Source organism: Corynebacterium lemuris (assembly GCF_024919295.1).
Classification (GTDB): domain Bacteria; phylum Actinomycetota; class Actinomycetes; order Mycobacteriales; family Mycobacteriaceae; genus Corynebacterium; species Corynebacterium lemuris.
Window position 1 is genome coordinate 596,047 of sequence record NZ_JANWTC010000001.1, and the last position, 14,389, is coordinate 610,435.

Here is a 14,389-nt window from a genome sequence, read left to right on the forward strand (position 1 = left end):
GGTGGTGATCAGCTGGTCTTCGGTGTTCAGGAAGGTGGTGTGGGCGGCTTGCTGTTCGGCGGTGAGTTCTGGTCCGCCTCGTCGTCGTCCTCGGTGAGGTTGCGCAAGGCCGCGATAGCTTTTCCCAGGGCATCAACAGCCTTGTTGGTCTGGATCAGTTCCTGGTCGCGGGTGTGGAGTTGAGCTTCGAGTTGTTCGACCTTGGTCTGCAGACGCAGGATCTCAGCACTGTCTCGCGTGGTCATGCGGCCAGTCTGACGGGGGATGGTGCCGGTGGCAAGGTCGCCGTCCATCAGGGCTGCTATCCAGTACCGGATCTGGCGCATGGTGATGGCGTGTTGCTGGAGGTACTGGCCTTTTGTCCCGTGTGGTAGACCAGCGTAGGTCAGAGCATGGTGTCTTTTCTGTTCTATGCTCAATCGCACTGGTGGCATCGTGAACGTCATGGGAGTCCACCTCCTGTCGGCGGGTTGTGGTGTTCACAACCAGCCTGCCAGCCAGGGGTCACGTATTATCGGACGGCCCCGGGAGTGCCTCAGCGGTTCCAGAAGTCGCTGACGTCGAGTCCGAAAGAGTACAGGGCGCGGCGCACCAGCGGCAGGGACAGGCCGATGACGGAGGAGGGGTCGCCCTCGATCCGGTCGATGAACCAGCCGCCGAGGGCCTCCAGGGTGAAAGCGCCCGCGCACTGCAACGGTTCCCCGGAGTGCGCGTAGGCGGCGATATCGGCCTCGGAGGCCTGCGCGAAATGCACCAGCGTGGAGGTGGTCTCCACCACCTTCTGCTCACCGAAGAGCACACAGTGGCCGGTGAGCAGCTCGGCCTTCTTCCCTGCCTGCTCCCGCCAGCGCCCGATGGTGCGTTCCGGGGTGTGGGGCTTGCCCTGGAGGCGACCGTCGAGGAACAGCATGGAGTCACCGCCGATGACCACGTCACCGGGGAAGTCACCAGCGACGGCCTGTGCCTTCGCCTCGGCGAGCGCGGCGACGCGCTCGGCCGGCGGGGCGTCGGCAAGCGATGTGAGCAGAGCGTCCTCATCCACGTCGGCGGGGCGGATGAGCGGATCCACACCGGCGCTGGTGAGAATCATCCGCCGTGAGGGGGAGGAGGACGCCAGGACGATCCGCATCAGTAGAAGGTGACGTTGCGGAAGGCATTCGGGTTGTACAGGGTGGTGCGCTGGAGGCGGTCCTCCGGACGGCCCCACAAATTGCGCTCGCCGGACTCCTCGGCGGGACGCTGCTTGGCCAACGCGGTGAGCACGGCAGTCAGTGCGGCGATCTCGGTGGCGCTCGGGTTGCCCTTGAGCACCCTGAACAGCGGCTTGGTGGCGGTGATGGTCACGATCGGCTCCTTACAGGGGGATGTTTCCGTGTTTCTTCGCCGGCTGCTGGATGACCTTGCGGTCGAGCAGACGGAGGCCCTCGATGAGCTGGGCGCGGGTGGTGGACGGCTCGATGACCGCATCGACGAGGCTGCGCTCGGCGGCCAGATAGGGGTTGATGTAGTTCTCGGCGTAGGTCTGCTCGTCAATCCTGTCACCCAGTACCGCGACAGCCGCGCGGGCCTCGGTGACGGCGATCTCCGCGGTGGGCCAGGCGAAGACGAGGTCCGCGCCCAGGTCCTTCGAACCCATGAGGACATAGGACGGACCGATCGCCTTGCGGGTGATGACGGTGACCTTGCCGACGCTGGCCTCGGCATAAGCGTAGGCCAGCTTCGCCCCACGGCGCAGCACTCCGCCGTGTTCATGGTCCTCACCCGGCAGGAAACCGGGGGAGTCCACGAACTCGACGACGGGGATGTTGAAGGCATCGCAGGTGCGGATGAAACGCGCGGCCTTCTCCGCGGCCGGCGAATCGAGGCAGCCGGCGAGCTCGGTCGGCTGGTTGGCCACCACTCCGACGGTCCGGCCCTCGATACGTACCAGGCCGGTGATGATGTTGGCGGCGTAACCGGCCTGCAGTTCCAGCAGCACACCGTTGTCGACGACCCGGCGGATGACCTCGTGGGCATCGTAGGCGTGGGTGGCCGAGTCCGGGATGATGCTGTCGAGCTCCCGGTCGGTGTCGTTGACCGCCAGGGAGGTCTCGGTCTCCGGGCGCGGAGCCTCGGCACGGTTGTTCGCCGGCAGGTAGGAGATGAGCTCCTTCGCCAGGGCCATCGCGTCCAGGTCGGTCGGCGCGGTGAGGTGCGCCGTACCGGAGGTCGTCGCGTGCACCGCGGCGCTGCCCAGGGACTCCGGGGTGGCGGCGGTGCCGGTGACCTTCTCCACCACGTCGGTGGCGGCCAGGTGCAGCGAACCGCCGTCCTCGACCATGACCACGATGTCGGCGAAGACCGGGGCCAGCGCGTGCAGGCCCTCGGTGTGGCCGGCGACGACCGCGATCTGCGGGATCAGACCCGAAGCGGTGGTGGTGCGCGCCAGGATCCGCGAGTACATCGACAGGGTGACGATGCCCTCGGCGATGCGCGCGCCCGCACCCTCGTGGATGCCGATGATCGGCACGCCGGTCTTGATCGCCAGGTCGTAGATCTTGATGATCTTCTCCCCGTACATCTCGCCGAGCGTCCCGTCGAAGATGGTGGCGTCCTGGGAGAATACGCAGACCTTGCGGCCGTTGACGGTGCCGTAACCGGTGACCACACCATCGGTCAGTGGGCGCTCGGAGTCCATGCCGAACTGGGTGGAGCGGTGGCGGGCGAGAGCGTCGGTCTCCACGAAGGAGTTCTCGTCCAGAAGTGCCAGCACACGCTCGCGCGCGGTGGCACGGCCAGAGGCGTGGACCGCCTCAACGGCGTCGGTCCCCACCGGGGCCTCGGCCTCCGCCAGTCGGGCACGCAGGTCGGCGAGCCTTCCGGCGGTGGTCGTGAGATCAGGGGAGGTGGAAGTCATGGTCCTACAGTCTAGACGGCGCAACCCCGCCCGCGTCACGCGGGACGCGGGCGGGGTTGCGCCGGATGGTGAAAGAGATGATTTACAGCGGGATGTTGCCGTGCTTGCGCGCCGGACGGGAGACGTTCTTGTCCTTGTACAGGCGCAGGTTGCGGGCGATCATGCCGCGGGTCTCGGAGGGCAGGATGACCGCGTCGATGAGGCCACGCTCGGCGGCCTTGTATGGGTTGAGCATGTGGTCCTCGTACTCGCGCTCGAAGGACTTGGCCAGCTCGACCACGTCAAGACCCTTGTCGGCGGCCTCCTTGAGCTCCTTGCGGTAGATGAAGCCGACGGCGCCGGCGGCACCCATGACGGCGATCTGGGCGGTCGGCCACGCCAGGTTGACGTCGGCGCCCAGGCCCTTGGAACCCATCACGCAGTAGGCGCCGCCGTAGGCCTTGCGCATGGTGACGGTGATCTTCGGGACGGTGGCCTCGCCGTAGGCGTAGAGCAGCTTCGCGCCGCGGCGGAGGATGCCGCCGTACTCCTGGCCGGCACCGGGCAGGAAGCCCGGGACGTCGACCAGCATGACGATCGGGATGTTGAAGGCGTCGCAGGTGCGGATGAAGCGGGCGGCCTTCTCGGAGGAGTCGATGTCCAGGCAGCCGGCGTAGACGGAGGGCTGGTTGGCCACGAAGCCGACCGACTGGCCCTCGATGCGGCCGAAGGCGATGACGACGTTCTCGGCGCGCTCGGCCTGGATCTCCAGGTACTCGCCGTCGTCGGTCAGGCACTCGATGACCTCGCGGACATCGTAGGGCTGGGTGGGGGAATCCGGGATGATGCCGTCCAGGCGCAGGTCGTCGGCGGTGATGTTCTCGCCCACGGCACCCTGGTCGGCGCTGTACTCCTCGATCGGGGCGAGGGTGCGGTTGTTCGAGGGCAGGAAGCTGACCAGGTCCTGCACCCAGTCGAGGGCCTCCTCGTCGGTCTTCGCGGTGAAGTGGGAGTTGCCGGCGGTGGCCATGTGCGTGGTGGCTCCACCGAGCTCCTCCTGGGTGATCTCCTCACCGGTGACGGTCTTGATCACGTCCGGGCCGGTGACGAACATCTTGGAGGTCTTCTCCACCATGACGACGAAGTCGGTCAGGGCGGGGGAGTAGGCGTTGCCGCCGGCGGAGGCGCCCATGATCACGGAGATCTGCGGGACCACACCCGAGGCATGGATGTTCTGGTAGAAGGTGCGGGCGATCATGTCCAGGGACACGGCGCCGTCCTGGATGCGGGCGCCGGCGCCCTCGTACAGGCCGATGAGCGGGCGGCCGGTGGTCACGGCCAGATCCATGATCTTGATCATCTTCTCGCCGTAGACCTCACCCAGGGCGCCACCGAAGACGGTGCCGTCCTGGGAGAAGATGCATACCTCGCGGCCGTCGATGGTGCCCCAGCCGGTGACGATGCCGTCGGTGGTCGGGCGCTTCTTACCCATGCCGAAGTCGGAGGTGCGGTGCTTGGCCAGCATGTCGGTCTCGACGAAGGAACCCTCGTCGAGGAGGTAGTCGAGTCGCTCACGTGCGGTAAGTCGGTTCTGGGAGTGGACGCGCTCGACGGCCTTCTCACCCATCGGGTAGGTGGCCTCGGCGCGGCGACGCTTCAGGTCGGCGATCTTGCCGGCGGTGGTGGTCACGTCGGACAGCTCGGACAGGTCCGTCAAAGGTGAGGAAATGGTCATGTTTGGGAATAGTAGACCCTTGCGACGCTAGTTTCCACAACGAAACCTGTGTGATGAGTGTCACGTGTCCGGAAGTTGCAGGTGAAACGCTTTTCCGGGCGAAAATATCGGTGTGTCGGATGGTGCTGGAGCGACGCATTAGGCTTGGCGGTGTGACCCCCGACGATATTTCCCGCGAACTGGCAGGTCGACTGCCGCAGTATGCACGTGTCCGGTGGACGGAATCCACTGGTTCTACCAACGCTGATCTGCTCGCAGACGTTACAGCCCCCGCCTGCTCCGTCCTCATGGCCGACCATCAGTCCGCCGGCCGTGGGCGGCTGGGCCGTCCCTGGACCGCCCCCGCCGGCTCCCAGGCCATCCTCTCCGTCCTGCTGCGCCCCACCCCCGCCGAACTGGACCGGCTGGGCACCATCCCCCTGGCCACCGGCCTGGCCGTCCTCGACGCCGTTCGCGCTGTCGCCGGAGTGGCCGCCGGCCCTGAGCTCAAATGGCCCAACGACGTCCTCTGGGACGGGCGGAAACTCTGCGGCATCCTCTCCGAGGCAGCCGGCTTCCCCGCGGATCCCCGCATCGTCGTCGGTCTGGGTATCAACGTGAGCCTGACGCGTGAGCAGCTGCCGGTCCCGCACGCCACCTCCCTGGCCCTTGAGGGGGTCGAGGTCTCTGCGAAGGACATGGCGGTGGCGGCGCTGGAGGCCCTGCACCGCCGGCTGCGGCAGTGGGCCACCGGCGACCGCACCCTCATGGACGACTACCGCGCCGAATGCATCACCATCGGCAAGCCTGTGCGGGTGGAGGCCCCCACCGGGGAGCTCTTCGGCACCGTCACCGACGTCGCCCCCGACGGGCGCATCGACCTGCGCGCCGAGGACGGTACCCGCCACCTCATCGCCGCCGGGGACGTCACCCACCTGCGCCGCACTGACGCCAGCTACTGACCGGTCACCCGGCTGGTTATGGCCAGCCGGGTACCGAACAGGTGTGCAGGGTATGATGCCGCCACATGGAACTGTTCCGGCCCGCTGAAGGAGAAGTGGTGCGCGCCGACCTCACGTCGCCGCTGCGTACCCTCACTTTCCCGGTGCTCGAACTCATCCTGGTCACCGGCCTGTCCTGGATGCTCATCGGCTGGCTCGACCAGCCCGGCATGGAGGTCGAATCCCAGCTGCGCAATGCCGTGGTGATCATCTGGGCGGCACTGTCCTTCTGGCGCTTCGGACTGCCCCTGCTCCGCGCCCGCCGCCAGCGCTTCGTGGTCACCGACCGCCGCATTGTGGTGCGCGCCGGATCGTTACGCTCCCGCACGGACTCCATCCCGCTGCGTGACATCCGCTCCGTGAAACGCCGCCGCAACGGTATTTCCCTGGCGATCGCGGGTTATGACCGGCCGCTGCACTTCCCGGACGTGCCCCGGGCCAAGAGGATTGCCGGACTCATTGAGAATTCGCTGCCGTCATCGCAGGCGAACTACTGGTGAACCGGTGCGCAACAACCGCACTACTGGTGCAGGGGTCACGCTGGCTATAGTTGGGCACGTGACTGAACCTGCAGGTACCTCCGGAAACCCGAACGCCCACGTCCCCGGTATGCCGGTTGTCGCCGTCATCGGCGACGGCCAGCTGGCCCGCATGATGCAGACCGAGGCGATTGCGCTCGGCCAGTCGATCCGTCTGTTGGCGGGCACCCCCGATTCCTCCGCCGCCCAGGTGGCCGCGGACGTGGTGCTCGGCGACTACACGGATCTCGACGATCTGCGTGAGGCCGTCCGGGGTGTGGACGTGATGACCTTTGACCATGAACATGTCCCCACCGGGCACCTGCGGCAGCTGATCAGCGAGGGCGTCAACGTCCAGCCCGGCCCCGAGGCCCTGGTCAACGCGCAGGACAAGCTCGTCATGCGCAGGCGCCTGCGGGAGATCGGCGCCCCGGTCCCGCCTTTCGCCGCCATCGAATCGGTCGAGGACGCCGATGCCTTCTTCGACGCCGTTGACGGTGCCGTCTGCCTCAAGGCCCGCCGTGGCGGTTACGACGGCCACGGTGTCTGGTTCCCCGCCACCCGGAAGGAGCTCGCCGAGTTGACCACGAAGCTTCTCGACGCCGGCACGCCCCTCATGGCGGAGCAGAAGGTCGCGCTGGTCCGCGAGCTCTCCGCCATGGTCGCCCGCCGCCCCTCGGGCCAGGTCGTGCCGTGGCCTGTCGTCGAATCCGTCCAGACGAACGGCATCTGCACCGAGGCCGTCGCCCCGGCACCCGAACTCTCCGAGGAACTCGCTGAGCGTGCCCGGCAACTGGCGGTGAGCATTGCCGAGGAACTGGGCGTCACCGGTGCCCTGGCCGTCGAACTCTTCGAGTTCCGCGACGGGAACGGCCAGCCCACCATCGCCGTCAACGAGCTGGCCATGCGCCCGCACAACACCGGCCACTGGACCCAGGACGGCTGCGTGACCAGCCAGTTCGAACAACACCTGCGCGCTGTCCTCGACTACCCGCTGGGCAGTGTCGAGACCACCTCCCCGGTCACCGTCATGGCCAACGTCCTCGGCGGGGACGCCGACCCGGAGCTGCCCATGGCCCGCCGCATGGCTGATGTGTGGGAACGTTTCCCGGCCGCGAAGATCCACCTCTACGGCAAGACCTGGCGCGCGGGCCGCAAGATCGGCCACGTCAACCTGGCGGGCGATGACCTGCCGCGCGTGCGTCGTGAAGCGAACCTCGCCGCCGATTACCTCGTCAACGCCCGCTGGGCTGACGGCTACACCGTTTAAAGGAGAACTGGAATGACCCCTCTCGTCGGCATCATCATGGGCTCGGACTCTGACTGGCCCACCATCGCACCCGCAGCCGAGGCCCTCGCCGAATTCGGTGTCCCCCTCGAGGTCGGCGTCATGTCCGCCCACCGCACCCCCGAGCGCATGCTCGCCTACGCCAAATCCGCCCACGAGCGGGGCCTCAAGGTCATCATCGCGTGTGCCGGCGGCGCCGCCCACCTGCCGGGCATGGTCGCCGCAGCCACCCCGCTGCCGGTCATCGGTGTGCCGCGCGCCCTCAAGGACCTCGACGGCCTGGACTCCCTGCTCTCCATCGTGCAGATGCCCTCCGGCGTGCCCGTCGCGACCGTCTCCATCGGCGGCGCCAGGAACGCCGGCCTGCTGGCCGTGCGCATCCTCGGTGCCGGCGACCCGACCCTGACAGAGAAGATGGCCGGATACCAGAAGAAGATGGCCGCCGAGGTCGAGGCCAAGGACGAGGCCCTGCGCAGGCAGCTGCTCGAGGGGTAGTCCTCTCCGTCCGAGGTGGCCGGCAACCCCGGCAGGCGGGTAGACAGGGGCCATGATGGACCTTGCCCTGCACAACCCCAGCACCGGCCAGACTGAGAAGACGTTCCCGCGTTTCGACGATGGGGAACGCGACGCCCTCCTCGACCGTGCCACCGCTGCTTTCCGGAAGTGGCGGACGACCGCCATAGAGGAACGTGCCGCCGTCCTCTGCCGCACCGCCGCCCTGTACCGGGAAAACCAGACCCGGCTCGCCGAATACATCGGCCGGGAGATGGGTAAGCTGCGCCGCCAGGGGGAGAGGGAGATCGCGCTGGTCGCGGACATCTACGACTGGTATGCCGAACATGCCCGGCAACTGCTCGCGGACCGGGAACTACCGGCCCAGGGCGCGGTGCGGACCTTCGTCCGCCGGGAACCCCTCGGCCCGGTACTGGGCATCATGCCGTGGAACTTCCCGTACTACCAGGTGGCCCGCTGGGCGGCGCCGAATCTGCTGTTGGGCAACACCCTGATCCTCAAGCACGCCTCGATCTGCCCCCTGTCGTCCCAGGCCTGTGAGGAGATTCTGACGGAGGCGGGTCTGCCGGCGGACGTGTTCCGGAATATCCATGCCGCCAGCTCGCAGATGGAGGCTGTTATCGCCGACCCGCGGATCGTCGGGGTGTCGCTGACAGGTTCGGAACAGGCGGGGGCGGCCGTCGCGAAGACCGCCGGGGAGAACTACAAGAAGTCCCTGCTGGAACTGGGCGGCAACGACCCCTTCCTCGTGCTCGACGACCACAACCTGGAGAAGGTTCTTTCCTGCTACGTCAGCGCGCGGATGGCCAACGCCGGGCAGGCGTGCAACGCCCCGAAACGTCTCATCGTCCTCGATGAGTTCTACGACCGCGCGCTCGAATTCCTCACCGAGCGGATCTCCGCTCTGCCCGTCGGGGCGTGGGATGACGGGGACGCCAAGGTCGGCCCGCTGTCCTCCGTGGCGGCCCGCGATGAGGTGGTCGCCCGGCTGGCTGCGGCGGAGCAGGCCTGCGAGGCGCGCATTGCCGTCGGCGGCAGGAAGATCGACCGCCCCGGCGCCTTCATGGAGCCGACGCTGCTGGTCGACGTGGACCCGACCGCCGACATCGGCTGCAACGAGATCTTCGGCCCCGTCGCCATCCTCCACCGCGTCCGGGATGTCGAGGAAGCGGTCGAGCTGGCCAATGACAGCGACTACGGACTGGGAAGCTACATCTTCGGCAGCGACCTGGAGCTGGCCCAGCGGGTGGCTTCCCGCATGGAGGCCGGAATGACCTACATCAATGAAACGGGGGTCTCCCGGCCCGGCCTGCCCTTTGGTGGCATCGGCCGTTCCGGTTACGGGCGTGAGCTGGGGGAATGGGGCGTACAGGAGTTCGCCAATGAGCACATCTTCCGTGTCCGCGCTCCCCTCTGACCGGCCGGTCCTGGTGCTCGGGGCCCGCACCCGCCACGGCCGACCGGGGCGTATCCTCACCGCGCGGCTGGCGAGAGCGCTCCAGCTTATCGACACCCAGCCCGTCGTCGTCTCCGGCCGCGGGGAGGCCGCGGCGATGGCGGAGTGGCTGGTGGGCAGGGGTGTCGATGAGCAGCGGATCCTGCTGGAGCCGCTGGCGGTGAGCACCAATGAGAACCTGGAGAATGCTCAGGCCCTGCTGCCGGACACCCGGTGCTGGACGGTGGTGAGCAGTGATTTCCATGTCTGGCGCACCCGCCTGTGGGCCCGGCACCTGGGTATCCCCGTCACCGTGGTCAGCGCCCGCACGCCAGGGAACCTGCTGGTTCCGGCGCTGCTGCGTGAGTGCCTGGCCCTGCCGCATTCCGCGCTGCGCATCGCATGGCGACGCCTGCGTACCTGACCTCAACCCCGGTGGGTGGCCTCCCAGGCATCGGCGACGACGTCATGGATGTCCTGTGCCCGGGCGTAGGTCGCCCGCTGGCGCCGGGCCCCGGTACCGGAATGCAGGATGGCCTCGATAATGGAGGTGACGGCGTCCTCCTCGCCGTATTCGGCAAGCACGGGTCCGACATGTTCCAGCAGACTGTGGAGCACCTCGGCCGCGGGGGCGCTCCGCCCGGTGACGGGGTGGATGAGTGTCTTCTCCACGCCGTCGCGACTGGCCTGCCAGGCCCACGTGCGGATGAGCGTACCGAGGGTCGGATCCGGGGGGATACCCTGCTGCCACGCGCGCACGGAGGTCTCCACCAGGGCCCGCACGATTGCCGCGATCGCCACCGCGTGTTCGGCCACCAGGCACACGTCGGCCACGCGCACCTCCAGGGTGGGGTGGGATTCCGAGAGTCGCGCGTCGTAGTAGAGCATGCCCTCGTCGAGCGGAACCCCGGTGGCCAGCAGGGAGGCGGACAACTGGTCATAGGTGTCCACCGAGCCGAAGATCTCCGTCGGGCCGGACGTCGGCCACCGGTTCCACAGCTGATAGCGGTAGGAGGCGTACCCGGTGTCGGCCCCCTGCCAGAAAGGTGAGTTCGCGCTGAGCGCCAGCACCACGGGCAACCAGCCACGGATACGGTCCAGTGCGGCGATGCCCTCCTCCCGGGAACGGATCTCCACGTGCACGTGGAAACCACAGGTCAGCTGTTGTGCGGCGGTGACACCGAAGTTGTCACGGATCTGCCGGAAACGCGGGGTGGACACCAGAAGGGGGTTGATCGGCCCCGGAGCGGCCGGGAGCGCCACCACCCGGCCACCGACCTGGGTAGCGACTTCCTCGGCCAACGCACGGCCGGCCCGGATGGCTGCCAGCTGTCCCTTCAGGGTGGTCTGCGGTGGGGAGACGACCTCGATCTGCTCCTGCTTCAGCTCGCGGGTCAGTTCATGGCCGGTGCTGGCCCGCTCCCGGATCTGACGGAGCATCTGCTCGGCCATGGGCAGGAGGTCGAAGGTGTGGGGGTCGATGAGGAGCAACTCCTCCTCCACCCCGAAACGGCGCACCTGCTCCCTGCCTGGCAGATCGCGAAGGCTCATCGGATCTGTCCGGGGCAGTGACAGTTCTCTCCCAGAGCGGGTAGGACGGTGATGATCTGCAACACGAATAAGTCCTCTCCCTCTGGTGCGCGGTACAGCGTTCAATCCAGGATACTTAATTCCCCGTTGCCCATGTGAGAAATCTGTGGACCTCAGGTCAGGGGAGTGGCGGAAACCGACCGCCCGGCTGACGTCCCTGGCGTCGCTGTGGGCGTGCTCAGGAGTATTCACCGGGATCCCGCGTGAGCAGCGGATCCTCACTGTCCCCGGCCCCGTGTGACCGCCGGTAGCCTGGGGGCGCGTGCACCCAGCACGGTGATGAGAGTGACGAACAGGAGACAGACATGTCCGATTCCCTCCGACCGATCATGGACAAGCAGGAGGCTGGCCAACTCGTCAACGCCCAGCGCATCCGCAAGGGGCGTACCTGGGCGGAGCTGGCGCAGCTGATCGACGCCCCCGAGGTATGGGCCGCCTCCGCCCTGCTCGGCAGCTTCCCGCTGCCGCCAGAGGCGGCAGAGAAGGTCTGCGCTGAACTGGAGCTCGGCGGTGACGTCCGCGAGTCCCTCGTTGCCCAGCCCACACGCACCTTTGACCCCCAGTTGCTCAGCGACCCGACGATCTACCGCCTGCTGGAGGTCATCCAGGTCCACGGTCCGGCGCTGAAGGAACTGATCCACGAGAAGTTTGATGACGGCATCATGTCCGCCATCAACTTCCGGGTGGACGTCGACCGGCGCGAAGACCCTGCCGGGGACCGCGTAGTGATCACCCTGGACGGAAAATTCCTCGACTACAACTGGTGATTCCCTGGTATCACCCCGGACTGCACGTCAACGAACGCGGTAGGTCAGCTCCACGAATTGTCCCAGCTGCCGGTGGTCGACCAGGGACAACCGGGAACTTTCGATGCGGCGGGGGAGCGTCGGCCGCCCGGCGGGCAGGAACACCGGTGCCACGGTGAGGGTGATGCGGTCGAGGGCGCCGGCGTCGAAGAACTGACCGGCCAGGTCCCCGCCTCCCATCACCCAGATGTTCTCACCGGTCTCCCGGATCCGTGGCAGCGCCTCGGCCACCGGGCCGTTGACCAGCCGCACGTGGGTCCCCTCATGGACCGGCAGGTTACGGGAGGTGAAGACCCAGATGGGCCGGGTGCCGTAGGAGGTGGCCAGCGCCTGCGGTGATTCGAGGTGGTTCAGCAGCCACTCGTAGGTGGTGGAGCCCATGACCACAGTGTTGATGCCGGTGAGAAAGGCACTGATGCCGGCCTCGGCGTCGCCGGAACCGGGGACGTCGAACAACCACTGCAGCGAGTCCTGCTCATCAGCGAGGAAACCGTTGAGGGTGGTGGCGGCGTTGTAGATGATCGGCATGCGCGCCAGAGTACCGGCGGTCCCGCCGCCACACCCACCACGTGAGGCCGACCAGGGCCGCGGCCAGCAGGCCCGGCCACAGTGCCGGCTCCGGCTGGAAGACATTCCACACCGCCTGGGCCAGTGCCAGGAAAGTGAAGAAACCGAGGAAACCGACGAGCGTCTCGTGCTGGAGCTGCCGTCGTTTCCCCCGGCCGGGGTCCGCACTCACGCCTTCACACCTCCGGCGGTCAGACCGGAGACGATGCGGCGCTGGAAGATGAGCACCATGATGATCAGCGGAATGGTGACCAGCGCTCCGGCGGCCATGATCGAGGCGTAGGGGTACTCGAAGGCGGAGGGCCCGGAGAAACGCGCGATGGCGACGGTGACGGGTTCGGTCGCGGTCGTCGACAGCTGGCGGGCCAGCATGAACTCGTTCCAGGTGGCGATGAACGCCAGGATCGCTGTGGTGAACAGCGCCGGGGCCGCCAGCGGCAGGAGCACGAGGCGGAAGGCCTGGCCGCGGGAGGCACCGTCGACACGTGCGGCCTCCTCCAGCTCCCAGGGCAGCTGCCGGAAGAAGGAGACCAGGGTGTAGATGGTCAGTGGCAGGGCGAAGGAGATGTTGGGGATGATCATCGCCCGGTAGGTGCCGATCCAGCCGAGGTCGCCGAAGAGCTGGAACAGCGGGGTGACCAGCGCGATGCCCGGGAACATGGAGGCGGCCAGGATGATGCCGGTGACCAGTCCCTTGCCGGGGAACTCCAGACGCGCCAGGGCGTAGGCGGTGAACACGCCGACGAGGACGGCCAGGGAGGTCGTCGTCACCGAGATGAGCAGCGAGTTGCCGATGGCCCCGAGGAAGTCGTTGCCCTTGTTGGTGGCCAGCGCGTCCCGGAAGTTCTCCAGGGTGACGTGCGTGGGCCAGGGGGTGGTGTCGAAGGTGTGGGCGCTATTGCGCAGCGCGACCACGACCATCCAGTAGAAGGGGGCGAGCCCCCAGAACATGATGAACAGCACACCCACGTAGTGCCAGAGCGCAGCCTTTTTCATGCCGGCACCTCCTGCTTCTTCCTTGCTTCCCGACGTTTCCTCAACCCGGGGACCTTCCGGCCCTTCACACCGCGTTGCCCGGAGACGTCGGCGCCGAGGAAGCGGATCATGATGAACGCCACGGCGAAGATGAGCAGGAAGATCAGCGTAGAGAGAGCCGAGGCGGAGTTGAAGTTGTTCTGCCGCATGTCCTCGACCACCAGCTGGGAGATGGTGGCGGTGGGCGAGTTGGAGGAGGCGGAGATCATGATGACGGGCAGGTCGTACATGCGCAGCGCATCCAGGGTACGGAAGAGGACGGCGACCATGAGCGCCGGTCTGACCAGGGGCATGGTGATCAGCCGGAACTGCTGCCAGCGGGAGGCACCGTCCACGCGCGAGGCCTCGTAGATCTCCTTGGGGATCATCTGCAGTCCGGCGAGGATGAGCAGTGCCATGAAGGGGGCCGTCTTCCACACGTCCGCGACGATGACGGCGGTCCGGGCGGCCCAGGGATCGGTGGTCCAGCTGACGTCGAGGTTGAACAACTCGTTGATGATGCCCCGGTCGGCGAAGATGAACTGCCACAGCTTCGCCGTCACGGCGGTGGGGATCGCCCAGGGGATGAGCACCGCCGCCCGCACCAGGCCGCGGCCGCGGTACTCGTGATTCATGATCAGCGCCATGATCATGCCGAGAATCGTCTCCAGGGTCACGGTCACCACGGTGAAGAACAGGGTGATGCGCACGGCAGGCCAGAAATCTGTGGCCAGCACGCCCGGGGGGCAGGTGGAGACCACTCCGGCGGACGACATGCACCGGTTGGTCAGCCAGTAGAGGTAGTTCTCGAAGCCGGCGAAACCGCCCTCGACGAACAGGCCGGTGGCGGGGTCGAGGCCCTTGTCGGCCTGGAAGGACAGGAAGATGGCGCGCAGGATCGGGTAGCCGATGACCACGGCCAGGACGATCAACGCGGGGGCGATCAGCCAGGCCGCCGAGCGGGTCTGGCTGGCACGTTTCAGCATGTGCGGCTCCTTGGAGGAAAAGTGTCACCTCCCACAAAACCACAGAAAACCTGCCCGGGTGGGCAGGTTTTCAGCGGGTCTT

The 14,389-nt window shown here is 67.2% G+C and carries 17 protein-coding genes; 7 read left to right on the plus strand and 10 right to left on the minus strand.

Translation table 11 applies throughout. From position 1 onward, the window contains the following. Positions 1-26: 26 nt before the first annotated feature. From NYP18_RS02995 to NYP18_RS03015, 5 genes are all read right to left on the minus strand, one after another. A complete protein-coding gene (locus tag NYP18_RS02995) occupies positions 27-446 on the minus strand; it encodes a hypothetical protein (RefSeq protein ID WP_259426673.1) in 420 nt (139 codons plus the stop codon). 89 nt (positions 447-535) lie between these two features. Then, positions 536-1,129 (minus strand): Maf family protein, encoded by a 594-nt coding sequence (locus tag NYP18_RS03000; protein ID WP_259426674.1) that lies wholly within the window; start codon positions 1,127-1,129, stop codon positions 536-538. Beyond that, positions 1,129-1,344, minus strand: coding sequence for an acyl-CoA carboxylase subunit epsilon (locus tag NYP18_RS03005; protein WP_241228423.1), 216 nt, complete (start codon positions 1,342-1,344; stop codon positions 1,129-1,131). Before NYP18_RS03005 ends, NYP18_RS03000 begins: the two co-directional genes overlap by 1 nt. Before the next feature lie 10 nt (positions 1,345-1,354). Further along, positions 1,355-2,896 carry an acyl-CoA carboxylase subunit beta gene (locus NYP18_RS03010; RefSeq protein WP_259426675.1) on the minus strand — a complete coding sequence of 514 codons (1,542 nt, stop codon included), beginning with the start codon at positions 2,894-2,896 and terminating at the stop codon, positions 1,355-1,357. An 82-nt stretch (positions 2,897-2,978) separates the two neighbouring features. Continuing rightward, positions 2,979-4,610, minus strand: a complete 1,632-nt coding sequence (locus NYP18_RS03015) for an acyl-CoA carboxylase subunit beta (protein WP_259426676.1) — start codon at positions 4,608-4,610, stop codon at positions 2,979-2,981. Positions 4,611-4,762: 152 nt separating this feature from the next. Between NYP18_RS03015 and NYP18_RS03020 the strand changes: the two genes are divergently transcribed. From NYP18_RS03020 to NYP18_RS03045, 6 genes are all read left to right on the plus strand, one after another. Further along, positions 4,763-5,551 carry a biotin--[acetyl-CoA-carboxylase] ligase gene (locus NYP18_RS03020; RefSeq protein ID WP_259426677.1) on the plus strand — a complete coding sequence of 263 codons (789 nt, stop codon included), beginning with the start codon at positions 4,763-4,765 and terminating at the stop codon, positions 5,549-5,551. A 65-nt stretch (positions 5,552-5,616) separates the two neighbouring features. Continuing rightward, positions 5,617-6,090, plus strand: a complete 474-nt coding sequence (locus tag NYP18_RS03025) for a PH domain-containing protein (protein ID WP_259426678.1) — start codon at positions 5,617-5,619, stop codon at positions 6,088-6,090. Between the two features lie 58 nt (positions 6,091-6,148). Beyond that, positions 6,149-7,378 carry a 5-(carboxyamino)imidazole ribonucleotide synthase gene (locus tag NYP18_RS03030; RefSeq protein WP_259426679.1) on the plus strand — a complete coding sequence of 410 codons (1,230 nt, stop codon included), beginning with the start codon at positions 6,149-6,151 and terminating at the stop codon, positions 7,376-7,378. A 12-nt stretch (positions 7,379-7,390) separates the two neighbouring features. Continuing rightward, entirely contained in the window at positions 7,391-7,891 is a 501-nt protein-coding gene (gene purE / locus NYP18_RS03035) for a 5-(carboxyamino)imidazole ribonucleotide mutase (RefSeq protein ID WP_259426680.1), read from the plus strand. Positions 7,892-7,943: 52 nt separating this feature from the next. Beyond that, entirely contained in the window at positions 7,944-9,326 is a 1,383-nt protein-coding gene (locus NYP18_RS03040; RefSeq protein WP_259426681.1) for an NAD-dependent succinate-semialdehyde dehydrogenase, read from the plus strand. Then, entirely contained in the window at positions 9,292-9,768 is a 477-nt protein-coding gene (locus NYP18_RS03045) for a YdcF family protein (RefSeq protein ID WP_259426682.1), read from the plus strand. Before NYP18_RS03040 ends, NYP18_RS03045 begins: the two co-directional genes overlap by 35 nt. Before the next feature lie 2 nt (positions 9,769-9,770). On the opposite strand, the gene NYP18_RS03050 is transcribed toward NYP18_RS03045, so the two are convergent. Further along, positions 9,771-10,895: a glutamate--cysteine ligase gene (locus NYP18_RS03050; protein ID WP_259426683.1), complete on the minus strand. Its 1,125-nt coding sequence runs from the start codon at positions 10,893-10,895 to the stop codon at positions 9,771-9,773. Between the two features lie 344 nt (positions 10,896-11,239). Between NYP18_RS03050 and cynS the strand changes: the two genes are divergently transcribed. Further along, positions 11,240-11,701, plus strand: a complete 462-nt coding sequence (gene cynS / locus NYP18_RS03055; protein WP_259426684.1) for a cyanase — start codon at positions 11,240-11,242, stop codon at positions 11,699-11,701. 27 nt (positions 11,702-11,728) lie between these two features. On the opposite strand, the gene NYP18_RS03060 is transcribed toward cynS, so the two are convergent. Genes NYP18_RS03060 through NYP18_RS03075 form a run of 4 tightly spaced genes read right to left on the minus strand, consistent with a single transcriptional unit; the run spans position 11,729 to position 14,307 of the window. Beyond that, entirely contained in the window at positions 11,729-12,268 is a 540-nt protein-coding gene (locus NYP18_RS03060) for a dihydrofolate reductase family protein (protein WP_259426685.1), read from the minus strand. Next, the gene (locus NYP18_RS03065; RefSeq protein WP_259426686.1) at positions 12,219-12,479 is read right to left on the minus strand and encodes a hypothetical protein; all 261 of its coding nucleotides are present in this window, start codon (positions 12,477-12,479) and stop codon (positions 12,219-12,221) included. Before NYP18_RS03065 ends, NYP18_RS03060 begins: the two co-directional genes overlap by 50 nt. Further along, the gene (locus NYP18_RS03070) at positions 12,476-13,303 is read right to left on the minus strand and encodes a carbohydrate ABC transporter permease (protein ID WP_259426687.1); all 828 of its coding nucleotides are present in this window, start codon (positions 13,301-13,303) and stop codon (positions 12,476-12,478) included. The genes NYP18_RS03065 and NYP18_RS03070 overlap by 4 nt, the downstream gene beginning before the upstream one ends. Next, positions 13,300-14,307 carry a carbohydrate ABC transporter permease gene (locus NYP18_RS03075; RefSeq protein ID WP_259426688.1) on the minus strand — a complete coding sequence of 336 codons (1,008 nt, stop codon included), beginning with the start codon at positions 14,305-14,307 and terminating at the stop codon, positions 13,300-13,302. Before NYP18_RS03075 ends, NYP18_RS03070 begins: the two co-directional genes overlap by 4 nt. Positions 14,308-14,389: the final 82 nt, after the last annotated feature.

What these genes read in the sequence shown, in the direction of transcription:
- NYP18_RS03045 (WP_259426682.1), top strand. Translation starts at nt 9,292, where the DNA reads ATGAGCACATCTTCCGTGTCCGCGCTCCCCTCTGACCGGCCGGTCCTG.
- cynS (WP_259426684.1), top strand. Translation starts at nt 11,240, where the DNA reads ATGTCCGATTCCCTCCGACCGATCATGGACAAGCAGGAGGCTGGCCAA.
- NYP18_RS02995 (WP_259426673.1), bottom strand. Translation starts at nt 446, where the DNA reads ATGACGTTCACGATGCCACCAGTGCGATTGAGCATAGAACAGAAAAGA.
- NYP18_RS03060 (WP_259426685.1), bottom strand. Translation starts at nt 12,268, where the DNA reads ATGCCGATCATCTACAACGCCGCCACCACCCTCAACGGTTTCCTCGCT.
- NYP18_RS03015 (WP_259426676.1), bottom strand. Translation starts at nt 4,610, where the DNA reads ATGACCATTTCCTCACCTTTGACGGACCTGTCCGAGCTGTCCGACGTG.
- NYP18_RS03070 (WP_259426687.1), bottom strand. Translation starts at nt 13,303, where the DNA reads ATGAAAAAGGCTGCGCTCTGGCACTACGTGGGTGTGCTGTTCATCATG.
- NYP18_RS03025 (WP_259426678.1), top strand. Translation starts at nt 5,617, where the DNA reads ATGGAACTGTTCCGGCCCGCTGAAGGAGAAGTGGTGCGCGCCGACCTC.
- NYP18_RS03040 (WP_259426681.1), top strand. Translation starts at nt 7,944, where the DNA reads ATGATGGACCTTGCCCTGCACAACCCCAGCACCGGCCAGACTGAGAAG.
- NYP18_RS03010 (WP_259426675.1), bottom strand. Translation starts at nt 2,896, where the DNA reads ATGACTTCCACCTCCCCTGATCTCACGACCACCGCCGGAAGGCTCGCC.
- NYP18_RS03000 (WP_259426674.1), bottom strand. Translation starts at nt 1,129, where the DNA reads ATGCGGATCGTCCTGGCGTCCTCCTCCCCCTCACGGCGGATGATTCTC.
- NYP18_RS03075 (WP_259426688.1), bottom strand. Translation starts at nt 14,307, where the DNA reads ATGCTGAAACGTGCCAGCCAGACCCGCTCGGCGGCCTGGCTGATCGCC.
- NYP18_RS03050 (WP_259426683.1), bottom strand. Translation starts at nt 10,895, where the DNA reads ATGAGCCTTCGCGATCTGCCAGGCAGGGAGCAGGTGCGCCGTTTCGGG.
- purE (WP_259426680.1), top strand. Translation starts at nt 7,391, where the DNA reads ATGACCCCTCTCGTCGGCATCATCATGGGCTCGGACTCTGACTGGCCC.